This window comes from Streptomyces sp. NRRL F-5123, assembly GCF_000721495.1.
Taxonomy (GTDB): domain Bacteria; phylum Actinomycetota; class Actinomycetes; order Streptomycetales; family Streptomycetaceae; genus Actinacidiphila.
The window spans coordinates 128,430-140,776 of sequence record NZ_JOHY01000002.1; the positions used below are offsets into that span (position 1 = coordinate 128,430).

The 12,347-nt window shown below is 72.0% G+C and carries 10 protein-coding genes and 1 pseudogene; 6 read left to right on the forward strand and 5 right to left on the reverse strand.

Annotation, left to right across the window (positions count from 1 at the left end):
• The first annotated feature begins 5 nt into the window (after positions 1 to 5).
• Together IH54_RS0102355 and IH54_RS0102360 are read left to right on the forward strand one after the other, a co-directional pair.
• Entirely contained in the window at positions 6 to 683 is a 678-nt protein-coding gene (locus IH54_RS0102355; RefSeq protein ID WP_199923325.1) for a response regulator, read from the forward strand.
• A gap of 59 nt (positions 684 to 742) precedes the next feature.
• Positions 743 to 1,003, forward strand: a pseudogene (locus tag IH54_RS0102360) (PIN domain-containing protein); the annotation flags it as partial.
• A gap of 185 nt (positions 1,004 to 1,188) precedes the next feature.
• On the opposite strand, the gene IH54_RS39250 reads toward IH54_RS0102360, so the two are convergent.
• Together IH54_RS39250 and IH54_RS0102370 are read right to left on the reverse strand one after the other, a co-directional pair.
• Positions 1,189 to 3,279: an ATP-binding SpoIIE family protein phosphatase gene (locus IH54_RS39250; protein ID WP_234343321.1), complete on the reverse strand. Its 2,091-nt coding sequence runs from the start codon at positions 3,277 to 3,279 to the stop codon at positions 1,189 to 1,191.
• 432 nt (positions 3,280 to 3,711) lie between these two features.
• On the reverse strand, positions 3,712 to 4,692 hold the full coding sequence (locus tag IH54_RS0102370) for a GlxA family transcriptional regulator (RefSeq protein ID WP_031512487.1): 981 nt from the start codon (positions 4,690 to 4,692) through the stop codon (positions 3,712 to 3,714).
• 125 nt (positions 4,693 to 4,817) lie between these two features.
• Here IH54_RS0102370 and IH54_RS0102375 point away from each other — a divergent pair, with 125 nt between their 5' ends.
• Positions 4,818 to 5,783, forward strand: a complete 966-nt coding sequence (locus tag IH54_RS0102375; protein ID WP_031512488.1) for an NADP-dependent oxidoreductase — start codon at positions 4,818 to 4,820, stop codon at positions 5,781 to 5,783.
• A gap of 187 nt (positions 5,784 to 5,970) precedes the next feature.
• On the forward strand, positions 5,971 to 6,417 hold the full coding sequence (locus IH54_RS0102380; RefSeq protein WP_031512490.1) for a GlcG/HbpS family heme-binding protein: 447 nt from the start codon (positions 5,971 to 5,973) through the stop codon (positions 6,415 to 6,417).
• 394 nt (positions 6,418 to 6,811) lie between these two features.
• Here IH54_RS0102380 and IH54_RS0102385 read toward each other — a convergent pair whose 3' ends face one another.
• On the reverse strand, positions 6,812 to 7,594 hold the full coding sequence (locus IH54_RS0102385) for a sulfite exporter TauE/SafE family protein (RefSeq protein ID WP_031512491.1): 783 nt from the start codon (positions 7,592 to 7,594) through the stop codon (positions 6,812 to 6,814).
• 435 nt (positions 7,595 to 8,029) lie between these two features.
• On the opposite strand from IH54_RS0102385, the gene IH54_RS0102390 reads away from it, so the two are divergent.
• Together IH54_RS0102390 and IH54_RS0102395 are read left to right on the forward strand one after the other, a co-directional pair.
• On the forward strand, positions 8,030 to 8,611 hold the full coding sequence (locus IH54_RS0102390; RefSeq protein WP_052396991.1) for a TIGR03086 family metal-binding protein: 582 nt from the start codon (positions 8,030 to 8,032) through the stop codon (positions 8,609 to 8,611).
• A 28-nt stretch (positions 8,612 to 8,639) separates the two neighbouring features.
• Positions 8,640 to 9,683 carry a sigma-70 family RNA polymerase sigma factor gene (locus IH54_RS0102395; RefSeq protein WP_031512494.1) on the forward strand — a complete coding sequence of 348 codons (1,044 nt, stop codon included), beginning with the start codon at positions 8,640 to 8,642 and terminating at the stop codon, positions 9,681 to 9,683.
• A gap of 38 nt (positions 9,684 to 9,721) precedes the next feature.
• Here the strand turns inward: IH54_RS0102395 and IH54_RS0102400 are convergent, their stop codons facing one another.
• Both IH54_RS0102400 and IH54_RS0102405 read right to left on the reverse strand, forming a co-directional pair.
• Positions 9,722 to 11,107 (reverse strand): FAD-binding oxidoreductase, encoded by a 1,386-nt coding sequence (locus tag IH54_RS0102400; RefSeq protein ID WP_031512496.1) that lies wholly within the window; start codon positions 11,105 to 11,107, stop codon positions 9,722 to 9,724.
• A gap of 182 nt (positions 11,108 to 11,289) precedes the next feature.
• A complete protein-coding gene (locus tag IH54_RS0102405) occupies positions 11,290 to 12,342 on the reverse strand; it encodes a L,D-transpeptidase (RefSeq protein WP_052396992.1) in 1,053 nt (350 codons plus the stop codon).
• Positions 12,343 to 12,347: the final 5 nt, after the last annotated feature.

Genomic DNA, 12,347 nt, shown 5'->3' on the forward strand with positions numbered 1-12,347 from the left:
TCCGCGTGCAGGACGCGATCCGCGTGCTCCTCGTGGATGACCAAGCTCTGGTCCGTACCGGCTTCCGCATGATCGTGGAGAACGCGCCGGACATGGAAGTGGTCGGTGAGGCGGGCGACGGTGCCGAAGCGGTGGCCCTGGCTGTCGAACTCCGGCCGGACGTCGTCCTGATGGATGTTCGCATGCCCGACGTGGACGGCGTCGAGGCGACCCGCCGAATCAGCGCCGCCGCCGGACACGTCCGGGTACTGATACTGACCACCTTCGATCTCGACGAATACGTCTATGCCGCCCTCCACGCAGGCGCCAGCGGCTTCCTGCTCAAGGACACCCTGGCCGCCGACCTGCTGTCGGCTGTCCGCGTGGTGGTCCGCGGCGACGCGGTGGTGGCGCCCGGCGTGACCCGCCGCCTCATCGACCGCTACGTCGGCACGCGGTCCCCGCGCCTCACCGCGGCCACCGACCTGGAAGCGCTGACCGAACGCGAACGCGAGGTACTGGTACTCATGGCCCGGGGCCTGTCCAACGCCGAGATCGGCGCGCGCATCCACGTCACCGAGGGAACCGTGAAAACCCACGTCAGCCGCATACTTGCCAAACTCCACCTGCGCGACCGGGTACAAGCCGTGGTCTACGTCTACGAATCCGGACTCGTGCGGCCCAACGGCCCATCCGACGTCTGAAGCCCGCGAACCCCGCGCCGGCCGTACCGGAGCCCCGCCCTCTGCGCATCCAGCGATGCCGGGCACGCGGCATCGAGGACATGCGCCTGCTCTTCGGCCGGGTGCCCGTGGACGACCGGGCTTACGATCGCGCATGGCGGGTCCAGGAACTGCTGACCCGCAAAGGGCAGCACCGCAGCGCGGGCGCGGTGGACCTGGTGGTTGCAGCCACCGCGGAGCTCCAAGGACTGACCCTCCTCCATCGCGACCGCGACTTCGACTGCATCGCCGCCGTCACCGGCCAGCCCCTCCAGTGGTACGGCCCCGATCCCGGGAAATAGCCTCACAGCACCCAGCGCTGCCCTCGTGAGCAGTTGGAAAGCCTGTGGGGGGCAACCCCTCACGAGTTCGGATCCCGCATCCTCCGCCAGTCCATCACCGGGCACGACGTCGAAGGGCCCCGCCTCACGGTGCGGAAACACAGCCAGCACCTTCGGAAGGACAACAGACGCGCGGCGGAAGAATGTCAGGCGGCATGCGGCGCGGTGTCGGAGACCGCACCAGGCGGCTCACCAATCGGCAGCTGCTGCTCGGTCCAGATGCATTTGCCGCCCTGAAGATACCGGGCACCCCAGCGCCGGGAGAGGGCTGCGACGAGTTGCAGGCCGCGTCCGCCTTCGTCGGTGGAGTCGGCACGGCGGATGCGGGGAGTGTTGAGGCTCCCGTCGTAGACCTCGCAGATCAGGGTCCGGCTACGCAGGAGACGCAACCGGACCGGGCCGCTGGCATGCCGGACGGCGTTGCCGACCAGCTCGCTCACCAGCAGTTCCGTGGTGAGCACGAGGTCCGCCAGCCCCCACGTGGCGAGCCGTGCGCGCACGTACTTGCGGGCCTGACCGGCCGCCCGGGGATCGTCGGCGAGGTCGCATCCGACGACGTCGCACGGGGCGGTGCACCGGGTGTGGACGATGAGCAGGCCGGCGTCGTCGCTGGTCGCTCTGGCATCGGGCAGCAGGGCCGAGACGACCGTGTCGCAGAGCTCCTCGAGTTGCCGGACATCGTCGTCCTCGTCCGCGACCCGGAAGTACGAGGTGGAGGACGCGGCCTGGGTGAGAACCTGCTGAAGGCGGGCCCGACCCTCCTCCACGTCCTGGGTGGCCGACTCGATGAGCCCGTCCGTGCACAGGACGAGCAGGCTCTCGTCGGGCAACTGAAGCTGGTGTGTCTCGAAGGGCGGCTGTGCGGCGCCCAGTGGCGGGTCGGCGGCGACGACAGGGCTGTCGACGGTGCCGTCGCCATGGACGACGATCGGTTGGGGGTGCCCCGCCACGGCGTACGAGCAGGTCCGGGCGACCGGGTCGAAGACGGCGTACAGACAGGTGGCGTAGGAGTCGTCGCCCAGCTCGGAGACCAGGTCGTTGAGCCGGTCGAACAACTCGTCGGGAGGCATGTCCAGGTCGGCGAGGGTGCTCACGGCGGTGCGCAGCCGTCCCATGGTGGCCGCCTCCGCGATGCCGTGTCCCATCACGTCGCCGATCACGATCGCGACCCGGTCGGCGGACAGCGGGATCACGTCGTACCAGTCGCCGCCCACTCCCTCGCCCTGGGCTGCGGGCAGGTAGCGGGCAGCGGCGCAGGCCGCGGGCAGCCGAGGCAGCGTACGCGGTAGGAGACCGCGCTGCAGTTCCCTCGCGCGGGCGTGCTCCATGTCGTACAGGCGGGCCCGCTCCAGGGCCTGTCCGACCAGGCCGCTCAGGGCCGTCAGGAGAGTGCGCTCCTCCTCGCCGAAGGGGCGCGGCTCGCTGAAGGACACCGTGCACAGGCCGATGGTCCGGCCGGAGGCGATCATGGGCAGGAACGCCCACGCCTCCTTCGGCGACTTCGTGCTCACCCGGCTCATCGAGGGGTAGAGCCGGTCGTACTCGGCTCTCGACTCGATGAACCGGGGGGTACGGCTCCTTACGACGTCGTGCACCGTGGTGTAGTCGGACAGCGGGAACCCGTCCATCAGCCTGGTGAACTCCTGCGGGTACCCGGCAGAGCCGACGGCGTACAGCCGGTCGTCCTCGTCGAGCACCTGGACCAGGAGCCCGTCGGCACCGAACGGGGGCATCACGTGGTCCGCGACTGCCTGAGCAACGTCCTGGGCAGTCACGGCCTGGCCGAGCGCGGCCGTCAGCTCACCCATGAGGGCGGAACGCGCGACCACCGATCCTCCCGGACCGGGCGCCGACGGCTGTGGCACACCGCGCACGTGCGCCGCGGCCCACGCGGCCACCGCGCGCAGGAAGGACCACTGCATCTCGTCCGGCTCGCCCGCCCCGCCCGTGAGCACGGACAACGCCCCTACGGGTCCTTCGGCGCCGAGGAACGGCACCGCGGCGGTGCCGGACGCCCCGATCCCCAGGATGTCCCCTTCCACCCACACGTAGCCGCCGCGCCGGACGGCGCGTGCGGGCGCCGCGTCCTGGTCTGCACCCAGCTGGGCCCACCCCTCGGCGCCGACCGGGGCAGACCCGTAGGAGGCCACCATCCGCAGCCGACCGTCAGCGGGCTCACGCCAGTGGGCCAGGGCTTCCAGGCCGCCCAGGCACACCTTCGCCTGTCGAAGGGCCAAGCCGAATACCGAGGCCAGGGTGCTGTCCGGCGGCGCACCCTCCGGGGAGGCGGGCCGGGCACCCGAGAACGCCCCGGGGTCCACCGCAGCCAGCGGACCGGAGCTGCCTTCCGAGGTAGTCCTCGCAGCTGTCATCTCGCCCTGCTCACCGTTTGCTCAGGGGACGGAGAAACAGGAGAAATCATCAGATTTCCCCCTGTCAACGACGCTAGCACTCTTCTGGAGGAACCTCCTCCCGCGGTCTGTTCCGCACCATCGGGGGCGACCGCCACCGGCGCCCGCGGTCGGCCTGCGGCGCCGGCTGTTCTGTCCTGGCTCCGCCAGTGCCTCACCGGGCACGACGTCGACGGCCCCCGCAGCCCGCTGCGGGGGCCATCGACGTTCGCAGTCCCGGGAACGCGGGGTTGTCGCGGCTGTGGCCCGGCTCGGTGGTCACCGTGCCGTCATCGGCTCCGGTGCGTGGTGGGCGCGACGGTAGGCCAGTGGTGACAGGCCCAGGTACGTGTGGAAGTGCTTGCGCAGGGCGACGGGGTCGCCGAAGCCGCAGGTGGTGGCGATTCGTGCGACGGTCAGGTCGGTGGACTCCAGCAGCACGCGCGCGTGCGCCAGCCTCCGCTGCGCCAGCCACTTCAGCGGGCTGCTGCCCACCTCGCTGCGGAATCGCCGGGTGAAGGTGCGTACGCTCATGCGTGCGTGCCGGGCCATGTCCTCGAGGGTGATCGGCTCGTCCAGCCGGTCCAGCGCCCACTGCCGGGTCGCCGACGTGGAACGGCCGGCGTCCTGCGGAACCGGGTGCTCGACGAACTGCGCCTGCCCGCCCTCGCGCCACGGCGCCACCACGCAGCGCCGCGCGGCCGCCGAGGCCACCGCCGCGCCGTGGTCGAGGCGGACCAGGTGCAGGCACAGGTCGATGCCGGCCGCTCCGCCGGCGGAGGTCAGGATGCGCCCGTTGTCGACGAACAGCACGCCGGGATCGACCTCGACGTCGGGGAACAACCGCGCCAGCGCGTCACACAGCGCCCAGTGCGTGGTGGCCCGCCGGCCGTCCAGCAGGCCGGCCGCCGCGAGCAGGAAGGCCGAGGTGCACAGGCTGACGATGCGGGTTCGCGGGCCTATCCGGCGCAGCGCCGCGGCGAGTTCCTCGGGGAGCGTGCCGGTGGCGAGCAGACGTTCGCCGGGCTCCTGGGTGGCGAGTACGACGGTGTCCGCGGTCTCCAGCAGCGACTCGTCGTGGTCGACGACGATCCGGTAGTCCTCGTGCGTGCGCACCGGCCGGCCGCCGAGCGAGCAGGTGCTGACGGTGTAAAGAGGGCTCCCGTCCGGTTCGCGGGCCTCGTTGAACACCCGTGCCGGGATGCCCAGGTCCAGCGGCAGGACTCCGTCGAGGGCAAGAACGGCCACACGATGCGTCATGGCCGGAATGGTACGACAGCTGACCTTCCGGCCACTCACCCGCCTCGTCGACCACGCGCCACTCTTTCCTTGCCGGACCGGCGGTCCCGGCAAGGAAGAGCGCAACGGACATGAGCGAGGACACCATGAGCGGGCACTTCATGCGGGCTGTCACTGTCAAGGAGTTCGGCGGACCGGAGGTGCTGACCGTCGAGGAGGTCGCGCGCCCCGAGCCGCTGCCGACCGAGGTGCTGGTGCGTGTGCACGCAGCCGGCGTCAACCCGGTGGACTGGAAGACGCGCGAGGGCCAGGGCATGGCGGGGCTGCAGACGCTCCCGCTGATCCTGGGTTGGGACGTCTCCGGTGTCGTCGAGGAGGTCGGCTTCGGCGTCACCACCCTCTCGGCCGGCGACGAGGTGTACGGCATGCCGTGGTTCCCGCGCGCCGCGCACGCCTACGCCGAGTACGTCACCGCACCGGCCCGCCAGTTCGCCCGCAAGCCCGCCACGCTCGACCACGTACACGCCGCCGCCGTGCCGCTGGCGGCGCTGACCGCATGGCAGACCGTGGTCGACACCGCCCGCGTCCAGGCAGGCCAGCGCGTCCTGATCACGGCAGCCGCCGGCGGGGTGGGCCACTTCGCGGTCCAGTTCGCCCGGCATCGGGGCGCCCACGTGACCGCCACCGCCAGTGCGGCACGCCACCCCTGGCTCAAGGGACTCGGTGCCGACGAGACCATCGACTACACCACCACGCGCTTCGAGGACGTCGCCACCGACATCGACGTCGTCATCGACCTGGTGGGGGACGCCCACGACAACACCGGCACCCGCTCGCTCAAGGTCCTGCGCCCGGGCGGCCTGCTGGTCGCCGTCCCGGCCGGCGTCTCCCCGGAGCTGGCCCGGGCCGCCGAGGCGGCCGGCGTGCGCGTCACCCCGTACCTGGTTGAGCCGGACGGCGCCGCGCTGACAACGATCGCAGGCCTGATCGACGCCGGTCATGTCGCCGTCGAGGTCGAGGAGCCCTTCCGGCTGGAGCAGGCCGGCGCGGCCCACGCCCGTGTCGAGGCCGGCCGCACCCGCGGCAAGGTCGTCCTCACCGTGACCGACTGACCGTGCCTGACAGCAGTTCGGAGTAGCACCGTGTACTACGAGACCCGCCGCTACCGGGCCCGATCCGGACGCCGCGAGGAGTGGGTTCGCTACATGGAGGACGTGGTCATCATCCCGTTCCGTCGGCGGTGACCCGGCTCACGAACGCTTCATCCGCCACAGCACCGCACAGGAACAGGGAACCTCCATGAGCACCGAGACACTCCAGAAGTCCGCCCCCGCTTCGTCGGTCACCCGGGCCGCCGCCCGCGCACTCATCGCGGCGGTGCACAGCGCCGCTACCCGGATCGGCTTCACGGCGGCCATCGCCGTCACCGACCAGGGCGGACATCTGAAGGCTTTCGACCGAGCCGACGACGCACCCTTCCTCACCGCCGAGGTCGCCCTCGACAAGGCATGGACAGCGGCCTCCTTCCGCATCCCCACCCATACGTGGAACGACTACCTCACCAACCCCCGTATCGCACCGCTGGGCGGCCACCCTCGCGTGATGGCGGTCGGCGGCGGCTACCCGATCATTGAGAACGGCCGATACATCGGGGGGCTGGGAATCTCCGGCGGCAGCTACGAGCAGGATCAGCAGGCCGCCGAGGAGGCACTCGCCGCCCTCGGGTTCGAGCTGCCCGGTCAATGACGTCGCCGGGCGGCGTGCTCGGGTGTGCCGCCGTCCGGCAGGGCCTGGACGACGAGGCGCCGGTGCGGTTCAACTGCCGGTGGCGGGCGGCGCGTTCGTCGAGTAGGACCATGCCGTCGCCAGTGGCGCAGGCGCTGACGTCAGGGTGTAGTCGGTGCCTGTTCACCTCACTCGTGTCGTCGCGGACGTGCTGGTGCTCCAGTCCGCGCAGCAAGGCCTCCACGCCCAGTGTGTTCTCGAGTTCCGCGATGGAGCCCATGAGCAGTGGGGGCGAGAGCAGGGCGCGGCGCAGGGCGTCTTCGTCCGCCGGTCCGGCGGCCACCAGGCGGGAGTCCTCGGCCCAGGCGGCGAGAATGTGCCGGCTGCGGCGCGAGCTGCCACCCGCCGTGCCGGCTCAGGCCAGTGCCTGTGCGGCGTAGAGCGCGCCGAGGGCCAGCGCGAGGGTGCCGAGCAGCAGCCGGAGCGCGGTGTCGGGCAGGCGGGGCTGGAGGCGGGCACCGACGTAGCCGCCGAGCAGTCCGCCTGCGCCGCAGGCCAGGCCCAGCCGCAGGTCGGGCGCGACAGCCCCGTGGCGGCCCAGGGCCAGCACGGCGTAGGCGGTGGCACCGGCGAGGGAAGTGGTGAAGGTCGCGGCCAGGGTGGCCGGTGCGATGCGGGCGATCGGCATGCCACGTGCGGCGAGTACGGGCCCGAGCAGGGAGCCGCCGCCGATGCCGTAGATCCCGCCGACCAGGCCGACCGTCAGGGCGAGGGCTGCGAGCACGCGTGCCGGCGGTTCGGCCGCGTTCGCCCTGCCCCGGGCGGGCCTCAGGGTGCGCAGGCACAGCCACATGCCGAGGGGGAGGAGGAAGGCCGCGACCAGGGCGCGGAAGACGGCGGGGCCGGGGAGGGCGAGGACGCGGACGGCGGCGCCGCTGACGACGCCGGGCAGCGTCCATACGACCAGGCGCCGGGTCAGTCCGCTGCGCAGAGCGCCGTCGCGGCGGTAGCGCCACAGCGCGCCCGGTCCGGCCACCACGTTGAACAGCAGGTTCGTCGGGGTGACCGCGGGACTTGGCACTGCGAGGACGCTGAGCTGGACCGGCAGGAGGAAGACCGCTCCGGACACGCCTGCCGGAGCGGTCGCCGTCGAGATCAGCAGGCCGGCCGCGAAGCCCGCCCAGGTCGTCCACTCCACCGCTTCCCCCCGCCGTCCCCGGACCGATCCGTCAGTATCGGCGGACCGGGCGGGGGGTGTGCGGCCGGGCAACGAGATGTTCACGAGCAGCAGGCGCAGCCTGGCGCGCAGCCGCCCACATCCGTTCCAGTCCCGGTGGTTTTCGGGGCGGTGCCGCCGTCCGACCGATCGGGATCGAGTGCCCCGGGCGGGCGCTTCGGGGACGGCTGTCGCCGCGGTGGTGAACCGGCCATCCCCGCCGCGGCTGCCGCCAGGCGATGCGCCTGGACGCCGAAGCCGAACCCGCGCCGGGGCCGTGCGGCGTGGAATTCGAGTCCGCTCATGGCCCGCGATTCCTTTTCCGACGCCGGGAGGTCTACCTGCTGTGGGCCGAGGACTTCCGCGACTGTGGGGGCAAGGCCTGATTCGCCAGGAAACACGAGAGAGGCCGCAACGGTGGAGAGTAAGCAGAATTCCGCGCCCACCCGGCAGTTGAGCCGGGCCCTGGCCAGCACCCGGGCGGTGCTGGCCAGGGTCGGCCCCGACCAGTTGGATGCCGCGACGCCGTGCGCGTCGTGGGATGTGCGCGCTCTGATCGGCCATTTCGTCGGCTCGGCCCGGTGGGGGGCCTCCACCGTCATGGGAGCGGGTCACGGGAGCGGCGACGAGGACTTCACGGCCGCCGGCTTCCTTGCCGACTACGACGAGGCAATCGAGCGTGCGCAGGCGGCCTTCGGGGCCGACGGCGTCCTGGAGAAGAAGATCGTGCTGGCCTTCGGCGAGTTCTCCGGTGCGGACCTGATGGGCATGGTTGCCAGGGACCAGTTCACCCATGGCTGGGACCTGGCCCGCGCCATCGGGTGCGGCACCGACCTGGATCCCGAACTCGCCGACGAACTTCTCGCCCAGGCCCGGGTCGAGATCCTCGACGCCTACCGTGGACCCGAAGGAGCGGCCGTCTTCGGGCCCGTCGTCGAGGCTCCCGCCGGAGCGTACCCGGCCGACCGGCTGGCCGCCTTCCTCGGTCGCACCGTGTGATCGTGCTACGTGAGGACGGGGACTGGCTTTGACCTCGAGTGGATCTGACACGGAACCCGCCGTCCGCGACAGCGAGGCGTTCGTCGGGGCCACCGAGCCGTTCCGGCGGGAGCTGCTGGCGCATTGCTACCGCATGCTCGGCTCGGTGGACGACGCCAGGGACGTGGTCCAGGAGACGTATCTGCGTGCCTGGCGTTCCTACGGCAGCTTCGAGGGGCGGTCCTCGGTGCGTACCTGGCTCCACCAGATCGCCACCAACGCCTGTCTGACCGCGCTGGCCCACCACAGCCGGCGTGTGCTGCCCTCCGGTCTCCGCGGTCCGGAACCGGACCCCGACGCCGCTCCCGTACCGGCCGAACCGGGTGTCAGCTGGCTCCAGCCCGTCCCCGACCTCCACCTCGACCCGGGCGTTGCGGACCCTGCCTCCGTCGTCCTCGCGCACGAGGACCTGCGGCTGGCGCTCGTTGCCAGCCTGCAGTACCTGTCCGGCACGCAACGGGCCGTACTCATCCTGCGGGAGGTGTTGTGCTTCCCGGCGGCGGAGGTCGCCGTCATGCTCGGCACCACCACGACGGCGGTCAAGAGCGCGCTCCAACGCGCCCGCAGCAGGCTCCGGGAACTGGCCCCCGCGGCCGACGAGATCACCCAGCCCACGGCGCCGGAGGCCTACAGGCTTCTCGACCAGTACATCGCGGCCTTCCAGAACGCCGACGCGCAGGCCTTGGAACGGCTGCTGTGCCGGGACGCCACGCTGGAGGCGACCCCCTTCTCCACCTGGTTCGCCGGCAAAAAGACCTGCGTGTCCTATCTCCGCACCTGGGTTATGGGATCGCCCGGTGACTGGCTGATGCTGCCGACGAGGGCCAACGGGCAGCCCGCCGCGATGGCCTATACCCGTGATCGGGGCGGTACCTACCAGGCTTACGGGGTAGTCGTTCTCACTGTCACCGGCACGGGCATCAGCCGGATCTGCTCGTTCCACCAACCCGGCCTTGCCGCCGCGTTCGGCTTCCCGCCGACAGCCGTCCCCCCCGATCGGCGTCCGCCGGTGAAGCGCCCACCCGCCCGCTGACCGTTCCGCCGCGGGTCACCGGGAGGGCAGGACAGCCGTCAGGACGGCGCGGACGGTGCGATGTTCTGGTTGGCGTGGAAGAAGTTGCCGGGGTCGTAGGTCCGCTTGACGTCCGCGAGCCGGTCGTAGTGGTCGCGGTAAGTGGCCCTGACCCGGCCCTGGTTCTCTCCGGTGCCCATGAAGTTGACGTAGCCGCCGCCCATCGACTGGGGGTGCAGTGCCTCCCAGTAGTCCACGCACCACTGCCTGATCGCCTCGGCGTTGGCCGGGTCCGGGTCGATGCCGGCGACGATCCCCGACCACACCGCGTCCCGGTAGGCCCACGCCGTGTCCCCCGGGGCCACCTCGTGCGCGGCACCGTCGACCGGATACATGTGCATCGTCGACAGGCCGGTCGGCAGCCGCTGCGCGTATTCGGCGTGCACCTCGACGGCCTCGTCCGTGATGCGGTCGAAGAAGTCCCCGCGCCAGTACCACTGCAACCCGGGCGGCAGCAGGTCGTCGAACATCGACTGCACCGTCGGATACGGCATCGGGGCCGTGAAGTGGAAGTCGGGCGGCCCGGGCTCGTCCACCACCGCGAGCGCCCTCTCCGCCTCGTCCGGCTCCCCGGTCACGCACCACACGACACCGCACATCTTCCGCCCGTGGATCTCCTCGGGGAAGGGCGGGGCCGGCGGCACGGTCAGCTCCGCGAAGAAGCCGTTGACGTCGTTCGGCGCCTGCGGCAGGAATTCGCGGTACCAGCGCAGCACCTCCCGGATGCGGTCCAGCGGCCACAGGGTGATCCCGAGGAGGACGGTGTCCACGGGGTGCAGGCCGAAGGTGAACGAGGTGACGACGCCGAAGTTCCCGCCGCCGCCGCGCAGCGCCCAGAAGAGGTCCGGGTGGTCGCGCTCGTTCGCGGTGACGAAATCGCCGTCGGCCAGCACGACGTCGGCGGACAGCAGGCTGTCCGCCGTCAGGCCGTACTTGCGGGTGAGGTGGCCGTGTCCGCCGCCCAGCGTCAGACCCGCCACGCCGGTCGTCGACACGATCCCCGCCGGTACGCCCAGGCCGAAGGCGTGCGCGGCGTGGTCGAGGTCCGCCAGCAGGCTCCCCCCGGCGACCTGGGCGGTCCGTGCCACCGGGTCGACGCGCACCGCGCGCATGGGCGACAGGTCGACGGTGACACCGTCGTCCACCAGGCACAGGCCGGGGCCGCTGTGCGCGCCGCCGCGCACCGCGATCTCCAGTCCCGCCTCGCGGACCGCGGTGACCGCGTCCCGTACGTCCCCCGCGTCCGCGCACCGCACCACGGCGGCCGGCCGCCGGTCGATCATCGCGTTGTAGGCCTTGCGGGCCTCGTCGTACTCCGCGTCCTCGGCGGTGACGACCGGTCCGCGCAACGCCGTCCGTATCCCCTGGAGCGTCGTGACGTCCATGGCGAACTCCTCGCGGGGGCACGGTGACGTTCGGTGACCAGCCCCGCCCTCCTCCGGCCGGCCCGTGCGGCGGCGCCCCCACAGAGCCGCACAGCCACCCGGGCCGCGGAGCCGCTGTCTCCAGCCTCTCGCCACCCGGCCCCGCCCGCATCCCCGGCGCCGGGTCACGTCGACGGGGTGGTTCAGGAGCTCGCGGTCCGCTGGGCTCCGGTGGCGCTGCCGGTGAGCCAGGCGTTCCAGTCGAGGGTGAAGGCGGCGTAGCCGTTGTCGGCGTGGACGAGGCCGCGTGGGGTGCCGGTGACGGTGACGGGGTCGCCCTGGTGGGCGTGGGCGTAGAACCACCGGGAGTCGGCCAGGGACAGGTGGATGCAGCCGTGGGAGCCGGCCTGGCCGGGGTTGGGGTGGGCGTCGGAGTAGTGGACGTAGGTGCCGCTGGTGGTGAGCTGGACGTCCCAGGGCAGGGTGACGTCGTAGTAGTTGGCCGTGCCCGGGGTGCAGCTGATGTGCACGCTGCAGGAGGTCATGTGGACCGTCGGCGCCTTGCCCATCTCGGCCATGGTGCCGTCCCAGGTGGGGAACTGGGCGCTGCCCGCGTCGATCGGGAAGTGCTTCTGGCGGACGTGGTCGAGATAGACGTCCATGGTGTGGGCGGGGGCGTCGACCTTGGTCTCCCAGTCGGCGCCGATGGTGAAGGCGTGGTGGTAGTCGTGGATGCCGTAGCGGCCGTTGCCGTCCGCGACATCGGTGAGGCGGGCGTCGACGGCCACGCGGGTGCCGGAGGGCCAGTAGTGCTGCGGGCGCCAGTCCGCCCGGGTGCTGCCGAACCAGTGCCAGGCGCCGGTGACCGGGGTGGACGTCGTGACCTGCATCGCCCGCTCGACCGCCGCGCGGGCGGAGCGGGCGACGGGGTGGGTGAACCGCACGGATACGGGCATCGCCACGCCGACGGTGGCGCCGTTCGTCGGAGTGATCGTCTCCAGCAGCAGGGGCGGGCCCGCCGGGTGGGTGGGGGAAGGGCTGGCGGAGCCGGTGCCGGCGTCCGGTGCGGCGCCCTTCGAAGCACCGGGCGACGGGGACCGCACCGCTGAGGAGGAGCCCGGCGCGGTGGCCTTGGCAGCGCCGTCCTGGCAGGCGGTGGCGCCCAGCAGCACCGCGGCAGCGAGCACCGCCGCGCCGATGTGCCTGGCGTGCCCGCGGTGCCCGCGGTTCGGTGCCCGTCGTGCGTTCCGTGCCATGTTCC